The organism is Streptomyces sp. JW3 (assembly GCF_052216785.1).
Classification (GTDB): Bacteria; Actinomycetota; Actinomycetes; order Streptomycetales; family Streptomycetaceae; genus Streptomyces.
In genome coordinates, this window is record NZ_JBQOUX010000017.1 from 52735 (window position 1) to 67219 (window position 14485).

Genomic DNA, 14485 nt, shown 5'->3' on the forward strand with positions numbered 1-14485 from the left:
ATCCCCTATGGCGCCGACAGCCACCGGCGGGCGGTACGTGCCGACGGATCAATCGCGGCCCGACGTGTCCGGCCTGGTGTCCGGCTGGGCAGGATCGGGCTGGCCGGCATCCGACACCGGTGTCCGCAGGGAGTCCAGCATGTTCCGGGGGGACGCGCCGAGACGTTTGCTCCCCCACAACGTTGCCGGGCCCAGTAGGAAGAACAGTGCGGCGGGTACTGCGGCGGCCAGCGGTACACCCATGGACGCCGCCGCCCCGAGCCCGACGGATGCGGCGAGGGCGCCACCCATAATGATCAGCACATCGCGCTTGTCGATATGAGTACGAGGCGACTGGGAGACGCTCGTCGGTGGATCCGAGGCCGGAAGATCGAGCAGGCCGAGCCATCGCTGTTCGATCAAGCGGTCCAGGACGGTGCCGACCGCCTCCACCAGCCCGCCCATAGCGGCATTTCCGCCGGACAGGCAGTCCTCCGAGCGGCGCACCAATTCCCGCTGCACACGTGCCACATGCGCTTCCACGGAAGCTCTCATGGTCGGGTCGGGAAGATACCGATTGGCTGTTGCGAAAATTCCGAGGTGATCGCACAGGTGAGCTACCTCTGTGGATATGCTCAGCGGTCCGATTGTCCCTCGGGAGGCTTCACCGCAGAGGCCGAGCAGGTCCAGGCAGGAATCGACGGCTGAGAGGTCTGCTCTCTGTTCGCGCCATTTTCTGTTGTAGTTCTGGATTTGCTGAACGGATACTCCGGCCGCCAGTGTGACGGCTAGATAGAAAGAGCTGGTCCGCACTACTGCTGGTGTCAGTCCGGCCTCGACGGGGATGCGGACTGCGAGGTAGATCGCTTCCACCGCGCCCGCCATCAGGATGGCGAGCGCGGAACCGTAGGTGAAACCTCGTTGCGCCTGCCTGACCTGCTCCGCTCGCATGCTCTCGCTCAGCAGCTTCTCACGTGACGTACGCAGAGGGCTCCTGTGCATGCGGCTGACGGCTGTCGCCTTCCGGTTCCTCTTCCTGTGGAAGCGCTCATCGGGATGAGGTTTGAAAGGCAGTAGCGGGAAGTATTTCCCCTCGGCCCACGGTGGGGATTTCGAGATATGCTGCAGTAAGTTGGCCGTCTGTAACGCGAAGAAGGTCGGTACAAGTATTAAGGCTGCAGCAGAGACCGTGATAGTGCTGGGCCAGGAGCCATTGCTCATTTCTGTCGATCCCCCGTACGCGCCCGCGTCCGCGCTGTCCTGCGCTCGCCGAACAGCTTCTTGACTCTCACACTGTGTCAGGTGGTCGGCTCGGAGACATCGGGATCAACCTCGAACGGGGCCGACGGTCCATCACCGTCGGCCCCGGCAGGCGGATCAGCGGGAGATCCGCTTCGGCCTGTGCGTCACAGCACCGGCAGGTTCTTCCGCAGCTCGAACGCGGTGACCTCGGAGCGGTACTCCTCCCACTCCTGGCGCTTGTTGCGCAGGAAGAAGTCGAAGACGTGCTCACCGAGGGTCTCGGCGACCAGGTCGCTGCGTTCCATCAGGGTCAGGGCCTCGCCGAGGTTCTGGGGGAGGGGTTCGATGCCCAGGGCGCGGCGTTCGGCGTCGGAGAGGGCCCAGACGTCGTCCTCCGCGCCCGGCGGCAGCTCGTAGCCCTCCTCGATGCCCTTCAGGCCGGCGGCCAGCAGGACGGCGTAGGTCAGGTACGGGTTGGCGCCGGAGTCGATGGAGCGGACCTCGACCCGGGCCGAGCCGGTCTTGCCGGGCTTGTACATCGGCACGCGGACCAGCGCCGAGCGGTTGTTGTGGCCCCAGCAGATGTAGGACGGGGCCTCGCCGCCGGCGCCCGCCGTGCGCTCGGTGCCGCCCCAGATGCGCTTGTAGGAGTTCACCCACTGGTTGGTGACCGCGGAGATCTCGGCGGCGTGCCGCAGCAGGCCGGCGATGAAGGAGCGGCCCACCTTGGACAGCTGGTACTCGGAGCCCGACTCGTAGAACGCGTTGCGGTCGCCCTCGAAGAGGGAGAGGTGGGTGTGCATGCCGGAGCCGGGGTGCTCGGAGAACGGCTTCGGCATGAACGTGGCCTGCACGCCCTGCTCCAGCGCCACCTGCTTCATCACCAGGCGGAACGTCATGATGTTGTCGGCCGTGGACAGCGCGTCGGCGTAGCGCAGGTCGATCTCCTGCTGGCCGGGGGCGCCCTCGTGGTGCGAGAACTCCACCGAGATGCCCATCGACTCCAGCATGGTGATCGCCTGGCGGCGGAAGTCCATGCCGATGTTCTGCGGGGTGTGGTCGAAGTAGCCCGAGTTGTCGGCGGGCGTGGGGACCGAGCCGTCCACCGGCTTGTTCTTCAGGAGGAAGAACTCGATCTCCGGGTGGGTGTAGAAGGTGAAGCCCGAGTCGGAGGCCCGGTTCAGGGCGCGCTTGAGGACGTAGCGCGGGTCCGCGAAGGACGGCGAGCCGTCCGGCATCAGGATGTCGCAGAACATCCGGGCGGTGCCGGGGGCCTCCGCGCGCCACGGCAGCACCTGGAACGTCGACGGGTCCGGCTTGGCGATCATGTCGGACTCGTAGACCCGGGCGAAGCCCTCGATCGCGGAGCCGTCGAAGCCGATGCCCTCGTCGAAGGCCTGCTCCAGCTCGGCGGGGGCCACGGCGACGGACTTCAGGAAGCCCAGCACGTCCGTGAACCACAGGCGCACGAACCGGATGTCGCGCTCCTCGAGCGTCCGGATCACGAACTCCTGCTGCTTGTCCATCTTCCGCTTCCCCATCCTTGCTGGTCAGGCCGCCTGTCTCCGACACCGTCTCGGGTACCGAAGGAGGCGGTCGGGCACCTGAGCATCCCACCACAGCACCGTTTCGTCCGCGTTGCCGACCTTGATCGGGCGGGCGGCCCGGGGCTGAACACCGTACGTACGGGTTCTGCGTCGCTCCGGCGGTTTTCATGCTCTCCCCGCAGCGTAGAGGCCAGGTGTTCGATCGGGCCATTCCTGGGTCGGGAGACCCCCCATTGTGTCTGATTGACGATTACACTGGCCGGGTGCCTCGACTACGACTCGCCCTCAATCAGATCGACTCCACCGTCGGTGACCTCGCGTCGAACGCCGAATCGGTGCTGCGCTGGACCCGGCACAGCGCCGAGCAGGGCGCCCACCTGGTGGCGTTCCCGGAGATGGTGCTGACCGGCTACCCGGTGGAGGACCTCGCGCTGCGGTCGTCCTTCGTGGCCGCCTCCCGGGCCGCCCTGCGCGCGCTGGCCGCCCGGCTCGCCGACGAGGGGCTCGGCGGGCTGCCGGTGATCGTCGGCTACCTCGACCGCTGCCCGACCGACCGGCCCAGGTACGGCCAGCCGGCCGGCGCGCCGCAGAACGCGGGCGCGGTCCTGCACCGCGGCGAGGTGGTGCTGACCTACGCCAAGCACCACCTGCCGAACTACGGCGTCTTCGACGAGTTCCGCTACTTCGTGCCCGGCGACACCATGCCGGTGCTGCGGGTCGGCGGCGTCGACGTCGCCCTCGCCATCTGCGAGGACCTCTGGCAGGACGGCGGCCGCGTCCCGGCCGCGCGCTCGGCGGGGGCCGGGCTGCTGCTCTCCATCAACGCCTCGCCCTACGAGCGCGACAAGGACGACACCCGCCTCGAACTGGTCCGCAAGCGCGCCCAGGAGGCCGGCTGCACCACCGCCTACCTGGCGATGACCGGCGGCCAGGACGAACTGGTCTTCGATGGCGACTCCATCGTGGTGGACCGGGACGGGGCGGTCCTCGCCCGGGCCCCGCAGTTCACCGAGGGGTGCGTGGTGGTCGACCTCGACCTGCCGGCCGCGGCGCCGGTGGACCGGGCGCCGGCCGGGGTGGTCGACGACGGGCTGCGCATCGAGCGGGTGGTGCTGAGCGAGGAGCCGCCGGCTCCCTCGGACGGCGACTGGGCGGCCGGCGGGCACGCGGACCGGCTCGACGACGACGAGGAGGTCTACTCGGCGCTCGTGGTGGGACTGCGGGCGTACGTCGCGAAGAACGGGTTCCGCTCCGTGCTGATCGGGCTGTCCGGCGGCATCGACTCCGCGCTGGTCGCGGCCATCGCGTGCGACGCGGTCGGCGCGGCGAACGTGTACGGCGTCTCGATGCCGTCGAAGTACTCCTCCCAGCACTCCAGGGACGACGCGGCGGAACTGGCCCGGCGCACCGGCCTCAACTACCGGACCGTGCCCATCGAGCCGATGTTCGAGGCGTACATGGGGGCGCTCGGGCTGACCGGCCTCGCCGAGGAGAACCTCCAGTCCCGGCTGCGCGGCACCGCCCTGATGGCGATCTCCAACCAGGAGGGCCACATCGTGCTGGCCCCCGGCAACAAGTCGGAGCTGGCGGTCGGTTACTCGACGCTGTACGGCGACTCGGTGGGCGCCTACGGGCCGATCAAGGACGTGTACAAGACGTCCGTCTTCCGGCTGGCCGAGTGGCGCAACCGCGCGGCGCGCGAGCGCGGGCAGACCCCGCCCGTCCCGGAGAACTCGATCACCAAGCCGCCCAGCGCCGAGCTGCGGCCGGGGCAGGTCGACACCGACTCGCTGCCGGACTATCCGGTGCTCGACGCGATCCTGGAGCTGTACGTCGACCGGGACCGGGGCGCGGACGAGATCGTCGCCGCCGGGTACGACCGGGAACTGGTGACCAGGACGCTGCGGATGGTCGACACCGCGGAGTACAAGCGGCGCCAGTACCCGCCGGGCACGAAGATCTCCCCGAAGGGCTTCGGCAAGGACCGCCGGCTGCCGATCACCAGCGGGTGGCGGGAGACGGCCTGAGCGTGTCGCGCCGGGTGCGGAGAGGGGCGTCAGGGGCGCGGGGAACTGCGCTACCAGCCCCCACCCACCCGCACCCGGCAACGCTCAGATCCCCCCTACTGCCGCGCCGCCCGCTTCACCAACAGCGCGTGCAACGGCTCCGTGGCCCGCCGCCGGTACTCCTGCACCGACCACCCGTTCCCGTCCGGGTCCTTGAAGTACATGAACGTCGCCCCGTCGTCCGGCGAGTACTGGACGGGTTCCGAGACCTCCAGTCCCCGCGCGGTCAGTTCCGCGTGCGCCGCCTTGATGTCGGCGACGCAGAGCTGGAGCCCCTGGTAGGTGCCCGGGGCGGGGGGTTCGCCGCCGGTCAGCTCCCAGACGCTGTCGCCCAGCGCGAGCGAACAGCCCGAGCCCGGCGGCGTGAGCTGCACGATCCGCATCCCCGGCAGGACCTCCTGGTCGACGTCGACGTGGAAGCCGACCTTGTCCCGGTAGAAGTCCCGGGCCCGGTCGATGTCGCTGACCGGCAGCGGGATCACTTCGAGGGTCATGTCCATGGTGCGGTTCCCTTCGGTGGCTGGGGTCCAGCCAAGCGGATGGCCGCGCCGGGCGCCACCCCGTGGGCGAGGTGTCCGGTTAGGCTCTGGCCAGGACGACCTTGATCCAGGACGACCTCGACCGACAGGAGGCCGGGATGACGGCGCCGGGACGCAGGAGCAGTACCTTCACACGGCTGCTGCGGCACGGCTTCACGGACGCCTCCGCCGCCGAGCGGCTGCTGGACAGCGCCGAGCTGACCCCCGTACGCAACGACCCGGTGCTGCTCGACGCCTTCGGTGCCACCGCCGACCCCGACCTCGCGCTGCTCGGCCTGGTGCGGCTGCTGGAGGCGCAGCCCGCGCCCGCCGCGCGCCGCGAACTGCTCGACACGCTGACCGCGTCCAAGCCGCTGCGCGACCGGCTGCTCGGCGTGCTGGGCGCCTCCGAGGCGCTCGGCGACCACCTCGCCCGGCACACCGGGGACTGGCGGGCGCTGGTGACGTACGAGCCGCGGGACCTGCACCCGGGGGTGGCGGAGTTCGAGGAGTGCCTCGGCGGGGCCGCCGACCCGGTCGCGCTGCGAGTCGCCTACCGGCGCTGTCTGCTGTCGCTGGCCGCCCGGGACGTGTGCGGCACGATCGACGTCGCGGAGACCGCCGCGGAACTGGCCGACCTCGCCACCGCCACGCTGCGGGCCGCCCTGCGGATCGCCGCCGAGGCCGCGCCCGCGGACGCCGCGCTGTGCCGGCTGGCGGTGATCGCGATGGGCAAGTGCGGGGGCCACGAACTGAACTACGTGTCCGACGTCGACGTCATCTTCGTCGGCGAACCGGTCGAGGGGGCCGACGAGACGGCGGCGGTGCGGGCGGCCACGCGGCTCGCCTCGCATCTGATGCGGGTCTGCTCGGAGACCACGGTGGAGGGGTCGATCTGGCCCGTCGACGCCAATCTGCGGCCCGAGGGGCGCAACGGGCCGCTGGTGCGGACGCTCAGCAGCCATGTCGCGTACTACCAGCGGTGGGCCAAGACCTGGGAGTTCCAGGCGCTGCTCAAGGCCCGGCCGGTGGCCGGCGACCTCGCGCTGGGACAGGAGTACGTCGCCGCGCTCCAGCCGCTGGTGTGGCAGGCCGCCGAGCGGGAGAACTTCGTCGCGGACGTGCAGCAGATGCGGCGCAGGGTGGTGGAGAACATCCCCGTCGCCGAGGTCGACCGGCAGATCAAGCTGGGGCCGGGCGGGCTGCGGGACGTCGAGTTCGCGGTGCAGCTGCTCCAGCTGGTGCACGGGCGAGCTGATGCGTCGCTGCGCAGCGGTACGACGCTGGACGCGCTCAACGCGCTGGCGGCGGGCGGGTACGTGGGGCGGGTGGACGCGGCTCAGCTGGACGAGGCGTACCGGTTCCTGCGGTCCCTGGAGCACCGCATCCAGCTGTACCGGCTGCGGCGGACCCATCTGGTGCCCGAGGACGAGGCCGACCTGCGGCGCATCGGGCGGTCGCTGGGACTGCGCACCGAACCGGTCGGCTCGCTGCTGCGGGAGTGGCGGCGGCACGCGGCGGTGGTGCGGCGGCTGCACGAGAAACTGTTCTACCGGCCGCTGCTCGACGCGGTGGCCGCGCTGGCGCCGGGCGAGGCGCGGCTGAGCGCGGAGGCGGCGCGGGAGCGGCTGGTGGCGCTCGGGTACGCCGATCCGGCGGCCGCCTTGCGGCATCTGGAGGCGCTGGCGTCCGGGGTGACCCGCAAGGCGGCGATCCAGCGGACGCTGCTGCCGGTGCTGCTGGGGTGGTTCGCGGACTCGGCCGACCCGGACACGGGGCTGCTGAACTTCCGGAAGGTGTCGGACGCGCTCGGGAACACGCCCTGGTACCTGCGGCTGCTGCGGGACGAGGGCGCGGCGGCGGAGAACCTCGCGCGGGTGCTGTCGGCCGGGCGGCTCGCCCCCGACCTGCTGATGCGGGCGCCGGAGGCGGTGGCGCTGCTCGGGGAGGGCGACGGGGGCGGGCTCGCGCCGCGCGGGCGGGAGCAGTTGGAGGCGGAGATCCTCGCGGCGGTCGGGCGGGCCGAGGGGGCCGTGCAGGGGGTGACGGCGGCGCGCGGGGTACGGCGGCGGGAGCTGTTCCGGACGGCGGCGGCGGACATCGTGGCGTCGTACGGGACGGAGGCGCAGCCGGTGGTGGCCGATCCCGGGGCGTTGGTGGACCGGGTGGGGGCGGCGGTGTCGGACCTGACGGCGGCGACGCTGGCGGGGACCCTGCGGGCGGTGGTGCGGGAGGGCTGGGGCGATGAGCTGCCGACCCGGTTCGCGATCATCGGGATGGGGCGGTTCGGGGGGCACGAGCTGGGTTACGGGTCGGACGCGGACGTGCTGTTCGTGCACGAGCCCCGGGACGGGGTCGGGGAGCGGGAGGCCGGGGAGGCCGCGAACCGGGTGGTCACGGAGATGCGACGGCTGCTGCAGGTGTCGAGCGCCGATCCGCCGCTGATCGTGGACGCGGACCTGCGGCCGGAGGGGAAGTCGGGGCCGATGGTGCGGACGCTCGGGTCGTACGCGGCCTACTACCGGCGCTGGTCGCTGGTGTGGGAGTCGCACGCGCTGCTGCGGGCGGAGGTGGTGGCGGGGGACGCGGAGCTGGGGCGGCGGTTCCTCGATCTGGTCGATCCGCTGCGGTATCCGCGGGCGGGGCTGGGCGAGGACGCGGTGCGGGAGATCCGGCGGCTGAAGGCGCGGATGGAGTCGGAGCGGATGCCTCGCGGCGCGGATCCGAAACTGCACGTGAAGCTGGGGCCGGGAGGGCTCGCGGACGTGGAGTGGACCGTGCAGTTGGCGCAGTTGCGGCACGGGCACGAGGTGGCGGGGCTGCGGACCACGCGGACCCGGGCGGCGCTGGTCGCCGCGCGCGAGGCGGGGCTGGTGGGGGAGGAGGACGCGCGGATCCTGGACGAGGCGTGGGTGCTGGCGACGCGGGTGCGGAACGCGGTGATGCTGGTGCGGGGGCGGGCCGGGGACACGTTCCCTAGCGAGAGCCGGGAACTGGCGGCGGTGGGGCGGTATCTGGGGTACGGGGACGGGCATGCCGGGGACATGCTGGACGCGTATCGGCGGTCGGCTCGGCGGGCTCGGGGGGTGGTGGAGGCGTTGTTCTACGGGGCGTGACGGGGTGGGTGGGACGCGGCAGGTGTGGGGTGGGTCGGGGGTGTGGGGGTGTGGGGGTGTGGGGGTGTGGCGAGTCCGCCGCGGGACGGGCGGGCTTCCGTCGGCCGACCGTCCCGTCCCTCGCGCCTAGCTAAGCGGCGGACTGCGCCACACCCCCACAGCCCACTCCGCCCGGCCGGCGAGTGCAGGCCGCATCACCGCGGGCAGTCGTGCCTCCCCCAGTGCCTGAACGGCCTGGGAGGTACCCCCAGGGGCGGCACGGGTGGGCGCGGCGGCACCCCGTCAGCGCCGGGCCGCGCCACCCCCCGGCGCCGGAACAGTCACCGCGCCCCGTACAACCCCCGGCACCCGCGGCAGCGCGTACGGCACCTTCCCGTACCACGCCGAAGCCACCAGGAATCCGAAGCACAGGCACAGCACACCTCCCACCGCGTCCAGCCAGAAGTGGTTGGCCGTCGCGACGATGACGATCAGGGTGAGTGCCGGGTAGAGCAGGCCCAGGACCCGCACCCACGGCACCGAGGCGAGGGCGAAGATCGTCAGGCCGCACCACAGTGACCACCCGATGTGCATGGACGGCATCGCGGCGTACTGGTTGGACATGTTCTTCAGGTCGCCGGACGCCATCGAGCCCCATGTCTGGTGGACCATGACGGTGTCTATGAAGCCGCCGCCGTTCATCAGGCGGGGCGGGGCGAGGGGGTACAGGTAGTAGCCGGCCAGCGCGACGCCCGTGGTCGCGAAGAGGGCCAGCCGGGTCGCCGCGTACCGGCCGGGGTGGCTGCGGAAGAGCCAGACCAGCACGGCGAGGGTGATCACGAAGTGCAGGGTGGCGTAGTAGTAGTTCATGCCCACGATCAGCCAAGTCACCGAGTTCACGGCGTGGTTGACCGACTGCTCGACGGCGATGCCGAGTTGGTGTTCCAGGCGCCAGATCCAGTCGGCGTTGCGCAGGGCCTGACCGCGTTGTTCGGGTACCGCGTTGCGGACCAGTGAGTACGTCCAGTAACTGAGCGCGATCAGCAGGATCTCGAACCACAGGCGGGGCCGGCGCGGGGTGCGCGGGCGGCTGCGGCGACCGGGCCGGGCCGGGGCCGTGACCGGCTGCGGAACGGCCTCTTCGCGGCCTTCCGTCGTCGTCACGGTCGTGTCACCCATAGGCACAGAGTCTGCCAGAAAAGCCCTCTTGGACCGATCATCCCTCCGTCGGGTTCTGGACGCATGTTCTACGACGGTCGGAGGGTGCCCGCTCCCCCTTGAGAAGGAGTCAGTCGCGCCGGCGGCCCTGGGGCGCCGAGGCCGTCGAGCCGCGGACCACCAGCTCCGGCATGAACACGAACTCGCTGTGCGGGGCCGGGGTCCCGCCGATCTCCTCCAGCAGCGTACGTACCGCGGCCTGGCCCATCGCCGGGACCGGTTTGCGGACCGTGGTCAGCGGCGGGTCGGTGAAGGCGATCAGCGGGGAGTCGTCGAAGCCGACGACCGAGATGTCCTTCGGGACGTCCAGGCCGCGCTGCCGGGCCGCCCGTATCGCGCCCAGCGCCATCATGTCGCTGGCGCAGACCACGGCGGTGCAGTCCCGTTCGATCAGGGCGAGGGCGGCGGCCTGGCCGCCCTCCAGGGTGTAGAGGGAGTGCTGGACGAGTTCGGACTCGATCTGGGCGGGCGGGAGGTCCAGCAGGTCCTGTACGGCCCGGATGAAGCCCTCGATCTTGCGCTGCACCGGGACGAAGCGCTTGGGGCCGAGCGCCAGGCCGATGCGGGTGTGGCCGAGGGAGGCCAGGTGCGTGACGGCCAGGTTCATCGCGGCGCGGTCGTCGGGCGAGATGAACGGCGCCTGCACCTTCGGGGAGAAGCCGTCCACCAGGACGAAGGGCACGCCCTGCGCGCGCAGCCGTTCGTAGCGCTGCATGTCCGCGTTGGTGTCGGCGTGCAGGCCCGAGACGTAGATGATGCCGGCCACGCCGCGGTCGACCAGCATCTCCGTCAGCTCGTCCTCGGTGGAGCCGCCGGGGGTCTGGGTGGCGAGCACCGGGGTGTAGCCCTGCCGGGTCAGGGCCTGGCCGATGACCTGGGCCAGGGCCGGGAAGATCGGGTTCTCCAGTTCCGGCGTGATCAGGCCGACCAGGCCCTCGCTGCGCTGGCGCAGGCGTACCGGGCGCTCGTAGCCGAGGACGTCCAGCGCGGCGAGTACGGACTGACGGGTGGTGGCGGCGACGCCCGGCTTGCCGTTGAGGACGCGGCTGACGGTCGCCTCGCTCACCCCCGCCTGGGCGGCGATGTCGGCAAGCCGTGTGGTCACAGGGGTGGACTGTACCGGGCGGTGCGCCGCTTGCCCACCGATCGGTCGCCGTGGGCGACTTGTCGGACGCCCCCGCGCGGGCTGCTGCGTCATCGCGCTCCCTCAAGATGTTGACGGCAAGAACTTGCAGAGTCTTGCACAACCGGCCGCTGAGCGGTCGACCCCCGCAAACAAGCGTCTCATGACGGTCGCCGGCAGGTCACACCCGCATAACGTCGGAGACTTCTTGCACTTTTTTTCTGCAAGGTCTTTCGAAACGCTTTCAGCGCTGTTACGTTCTCGTCGCCCGGCGGCGGCGATGGCGCGGTCGGCAAGTCGACAGGGGCGGCGGACGGGACCGCCCCTGCGTACCCGGGCTTTCACCCTCAAGGAGAACTCATGCGGCGTGGCATAGCGGCCACCGCGCTGGTGGCGTCCCTCGCCCTCGCGGCGACGGCCTGCGGCGGGAGCGACAGCGGCGACTCGGCCGACGGACCGGTGACCATCACCTACTGGGACACCTCCAACGCGACCAACGAGGCGCCGACGTACCAGGCCCTGGTCAAGGAGTTCGAGGCGGCCAACAAGGACATCAAGGTCAACTTCGTCAACGTCCCCTTCGACCAGGCGCAGAACAAGTTCGACACCGCCGCCGGCAGCAAGGGCGCGCCCGATGTGCTGCGCGCCGAGGTCGGGTGGACGCCCGCCTTCGCCAAGAAGGGCTTCTTCCTGCCGCTGGACGGCACCGAGGCCCTCGCCGACCAGGACGAGTTCCAGAGCAGCCTGATCGAGCAGGCCCAGTACGAGGGCAAGACGTACGGCGTTCCGCTGGTCACCGACACCCTCGCGCTCGTGTACAACAAGGAGCTGTTCGACAAGGCCGGGGTCGAGGCGCCGAAGACCTGGGACGACCTGAAGCAGGCCGCCGCCACGATCAAGGCGAAGACCGGCGTCGACGGGTACCTCGGCTCGACCGCCGGGTACTACGGCCAGCCGTTCCTGTACGGCGAGGGCACCGACACCGTGGACGCCGCGGGCAAGAAGATCACCATCGCCTCGGCGGCGGCGAAGAAGGCGTACCAGACCTGGCTGGGGCTGTTCGACGGCAAGGGCCTGGGCAAGGCCGACACCACCGCCGACGCCTACGCGCACAAGCAGGACGCCTTCGTCAACGGCGAGGTCGCCTCGATCATCGAAGGTCCCTGGGAGATCACCAACTTCTACAAGGGCTCCGCCTTCAAGGACAAGAGCAACCTGGGGATCGCCACCGTCCCGGCCGGGTCGACGGGCAAGGCGGGGGCGCCGACCGGCGGGCACAACCTGTCCGTGTACGCCGGCTCCGACCAGGCGCACCAGGCGGCCGCGCTGAAGTTCGTCAACTTCATGACCTCCGCGAAGTCGCAGGAGACCGTCGCGCTGAAGAACTCCACGCTGCCGACGCGCGACGACGCCTACACGGACGAGGTGAAGGCCGACCCGGGCATCGCCGGCTACCAGGGGGTGCTGGCCGCCGCCCAGCCGCGCCCGGCGCTGCCCGAGTACAGCTCCCTGTGGACCCCGCTCGACGACGAACTGCCGCTGATCGCCAGCGGCAAGAAGTCCCTGGACGAGGGGCTGGGCGACGCCGAGACCGCGTTCACCAAGCTGGTGCCCGACTTCAGCAAGTGAGCCCGGGTGACCGCCGGACCACCCGTCCCAGGGGGGAACGGGGACCCGGCGGTCACCGGCCCAGGTGCCGAACCCCTTGATCCGCTTGATCCGCAGGATTCCGAGAAGGTTGTCGAACCATGACAGTCACCATCGACCGCGCCACCGGCAGGCGCCGCGGTGACCAGGCGCCGCGCCCCGGCTGGGGCACGCGTCTGAGATACGGATACCAGAAACACTGGTACGCCTACGCCATGATCGCCCCGGTCGTCGTCGTGCTCGGCGTCCTGGTGCTGTACCCGCTGGCCTACGGCTTCTACCTCACCCTCACCGACGCCGACAGCCTCAACTCGGCGCGCACCATCGGCGTCAACGAGATCGAGGCCACCTACAAGTTCGTCGGGCTCGACAACTACGCCGACATCCTGTGGGGCGAGACGGCCTACGACCGCTTCTGGTCGCACTTCGTCTGGACGGTGGTGTGGACGGCCGCCTGTGTCACCCTGCACTACTGCATCGGCCTGGGCCTGGCCCTGCTGCTCAACCAGAAGCACCTGCGCGGGCGCACCTTCTACCGGCTGATCCTGGTGCTGCCCTGGGCCGTGCCGACCTTCGTGACCGTGTTCGGCTGGCGGTTCATGCTCGCGGACAGCGGGATCATCAACAGCGCGCTGGAGGCACTGCACCTGCCGACGCCGCTGTGGCTGGAGGACACCTTCTGGCAGCGGTTCGCCGCCATCATGGTCAACACCTGGTGCGGGGTGCCGTTCATGATGGTCTCGCTGCTCGGCGGGCTCCAGTCGATCGACGCCTCGCTGTACGAGGCCGCCGAGATGGACGGCGCGAACGCCTGGCAGCGGTTCCGGCACGTGACGCTGCCGGGGCTCAGGTCGGTCAGTTCGACGGTGGTGCTGCTGGGCATCATCTGGACCTTCAACCAGTTCGCCATCATCTTCCTGCTGTTCGGCAACACCGCGCCGGACGCGCAGATCCTGGTCACCTGGGCCTACCAGCTCGGCTTCGGGCAGCAGCCGCGCGAGTTCGCGCAGTCCGCCGCCTACGGCATCCTGCTGCTGGCCGTCCTGATCGTCTTCACCTCCTTCTACCGCCGCTGGCTGAACCGCGATGACCAGCAGCTCGCGATCTGAGGCATCCACCATGACCACCACCACCGTCACCCCGGCGACCGGTCCGGCGGAGCAGGCCGACGCCCCGCGCGGCACGGCGCGGCGCGGCCGGCGCGGTGCGGGCAACGCCCTCGCCTCGCACGGCGTCCTGATCGTCGCCTCGCTGATCGCCCTGTTCCCCATCGCCTGGCTGGTCTTCCTGTCCCTCGGCCCGGACAAGGACGACTATCTGCACCCCGGCGAGATCTGGGGGAAGATGACGTTCGACAACTACTCGTTCGTCCTCCAGAACACCAACTTCTGGGAGTGGCTGAAGAGTTCGCTGATCGTCTCGCTGGGCACCACGGTCATCGGCGTGATGGTCGCCGCGACCACCGGGTACGCCGTCTCCCGGATGCGGTTCCCCGGTTACCGGAAGCTGATGTGGGTGCTGCTGCTGACGCAGATGTTCCCCATCGCCGTGCTCATCGTGCCGATGTACCAGATCCTGTCCGAGCTCCAGCTGATCGACAGCTATCTCGGCCTGGTCCTGGTCTACTGCTCGACCGCGGTGCCGTACTGCGCCTGGCTGCTCAAGGGGTACTTCGACACCATCCCGTTCGAGATCGACGAGGCGGGGCGGGTCGACGGGCTGTCGCCGTTCGGCACCTTCTTCCGGCTGATCCTGCCGCTGGCCCGGCCGGGCCTCGCGGTGGCCGGCTTCTACAGCTTCATCACGGCCTTCGGCGAGGTCGCGTTCGCCTCGACGTTCATGCTGTCCGACACCAAGTACACCTTCGCGGTCGGGCTGCAGAGCTTCGTCAGCGAGCACGACGCGCAGCGCAACCTGATGGCCGCGACCGCCGTGCTGATCGCCATACCCGTGTCCGGCTTCTTCTACCTCGTGCAGAAGAACCTGGTCACCGGCCTCACGGCGGGCGGCACCAAGGGCTGAGCCCGCTGCCCCTCCTGCGGGCCTTGGC

General features: G+C 70.4%; 10 protein-coding genes. 5 read left to right on the top strand and 5 right to left on the bottom strand.

From position 1 onward, the window contains the following. Window positions 1-48 precede the first annotated feature (48 nt). Together ACTT8P_RS10270 and glnA are read right to left on the bottom strand one after the other, a co-directional pair. Window positions 49-1200, bottom strand: a complete 1152-nt coding sequence (locus ACTT8P_RS10270) for a hypothetical protein (protein WP_442831245.1) — start codon at window positions 1198-1200, stop codon at window positions 49-51. A 185-nt stretch (window positions 1201-1385) separates the two neighbouring features. Further along, window positions 1386-2747, bottom strand: coding sequence for a type I glutamate--ammonia ligase (gene glnA, locus ACTT8P_RS10275; RefSeq protein WP_442831246.1), 1362 nt, complete (start codon window positions 2745-2747; stop codon window positions 1386-1388). 284 nt (window positions 2748-3031) lie between these two features. Between glnA and ACTT8P_RS10280 the strand changes: the two genes are divergently transcribed. Continuing rightward, the gene (locus ACTT8P_RS10280) at window positions 3032-4795 is read left to right on the top strand and encodes an NAD+ synthase (protein ID WP_442831247.1); all 1764 of its coding nucleotides are present in this window, start codon (window positions 3032-3034) and stop codon (window positions 4793-4795) included. A 95-nt stretch (window positions 4796-4890) separates the two neighbouring features. Here the strand turns inward: ACTT8P_RS10280 and ACTT8P_RS10285 are convergent, their stop codons facing one another. Further along, the gene (locus tag ACTT8P_RS10285) at window positions 4891-5334 is read right to left on the bottom strand and encodes a VOC family protein (protein WP_442831248.1); all 444 of its coding nucleotides are present in this window, start codon (window positions 5332-5334) and stop codon (window positions 4891-4893) included. Window positions 5335-5471: 137 nt separating this feature from the next. Here ACTT8P_RS10285 and ACTT8P_RS10290 point away from each other — a divergent pair, with 137 nt between their 5' ends. Continuing rightward, complete coding sequence (locus tag ACTT8P_RS10290; protein ID WP_442831249.1) at window positions 5472-8468, top strand: bifunctional [glutamine synthetase] adenylyltransferase/[glutamine synthetase]-adenylyl-L-tyrosine phosphorylase; 2997 nt, start codon at window positions 5472-5474, stop codon at window positions 8466-8468. Between the two features lie 282 nt (window positions 8469-8750). On the opposite strand, the gene ACTT8P_RS10295 is transcribed toward ACTT8P_RS10290, so the two are convergent. Both ACTT8P_RS10295 and ACTT8P_RS10300 read right to left on the bottom strand, forming a co-directional pair. After that, window positions 8751-9626: a phosphatase PAP2 family protein gene (locus ACTT8P_RS10295; RefSeq protein ID WP_442831250.1), complete on the bottom strand. Its 876-nt coding sequence runs from the start codon at window positions 9624-9626 to the stop codon at window positions 8751-8753. A 109-nt stretch (window positions 9627-9735) separates the two neighbouring features. Continuing rightward, window positions 9736-10770: a LacI family DNA-binding transcriptional regulator gene (locus ACTT8P_RS10300; protein ID WP_442831251.1), complete on the bottom strand. Its 1035-nt coding sequence runs from the start codon at window positions 10768-10770 to the stop codon at window positions 9736-9738. A 378-nt stretch (window positions 10771-11148) separates the two neighbouring features. On the opposite strand from ACTT8P_RS10300, the gene ACTT8P_RS10305 reads away from it, so the two are divergent. The 3 genes from ACTT8P_RS10305 to ACTT8P_RS10315 all read left to right on the top strand — a co-directional run bounded on the left by ACTT8P_RS10305 (window position 11149) and on the right by ACTT8P_RS10315 (window position 14457). Then, window positions 11149-12417, top strand: coding sequence for an extracellular solute-binding protein (locus ACTT8P_RS10305; protein ID WP_442831252.1), 1269 nt, complete (start codon window positions 11149-11151; stop codon window positions 12415-12417). A 119-nt stretch (window positions 12418-12536) separates the two neighbouring features. Further along, window positions 12537-13544 carry a carbohydrate ABC transporter permease gene (locus tag ACTT8P_RS10310; RefSeq protein WP_442831253.1) on the top strand — a complete coding sequence of 336 codons (1008 nt, stop codon included), beginning with the start codon at window positions 12537-12539 and terminating at the stop codon, window positions 13542-13544. Between the two features lie 10 nt (window positions 13545-13554). Further along, on the top strand, window positions 13555-14457 hold the full coding sequence (locus ACTT8P_RS10315; protein WP_442831254.1) for a sugar ABC transporter permease: 903 nt from the start codon (window positions 13555-13557) through the stop codon (window positions 14455-14457). The last annotated feature ends 28 nt before the right edge of the window (window positions 14458-14485 follow it).

Excerpts from the sequence above, each read along its gene's own strand:
- ACTT8P_RS10270 (WP_442831245.1), bottom strand. The coding sequence starts at position 1,200 with ATGAGCAATGGCTCCTGGCCCAGCACTATCACGGTCTCTGCTGCAGCC.
- glnA (WP_442831246.1), bottom strand. The coding sequence starts at position 2,747 with ATGGACAAGCAGCAGGAGTTCGTGATCCGGACGCTCGAGGAGCGCGAC.
- ACTT8P_RS10285 (WP_442831248.1), bottom strand. The coding sequence starts at position 5,334 with ATGGACATGACCCTCGAAGTGATCCCGCTGCCGGTCAGCGACATCGAC.
- ACTT8P_RS10290 (WP_442831249.1), top strand. The coding sequence starts at position 5,472 with ATGACGGCGCCGGGACGCAGGAGCAGTACCTTCACACGGCTGCTGCGG.
- ACTT8P_RS10295 (WP_442831250.1), bottom strand. The coding sequence starts at position 9,626 with ATGGGTGACACGACCGTGACGACGACGGAAGGCCGCGAAGAGGCCGTT.
- ACTT8P_RS10305 (WP_442831252.1), top strand. The coding sequence starts at position 11,149 with ATGCGGCGTGGCATAGCGGCCACCGCGCTGGTGGCGTCCCTCGCCCTC.
- ACTT8P_RS10310 (WP_442831253.1), top strand. The coding sequence starts at position 12,537 with ATGACAGTCACCATCGACCGCGCCACCGGCAGGCGCCGCGGTGACCAG.
- ACTT8P_RS10315 (WP_442831254.1), top strand. The coding sequence starts at position 13,555 with ATGACCACCACCACCGTCACCCCGGCGACCGGTCCGGCGGAGCAGGCC.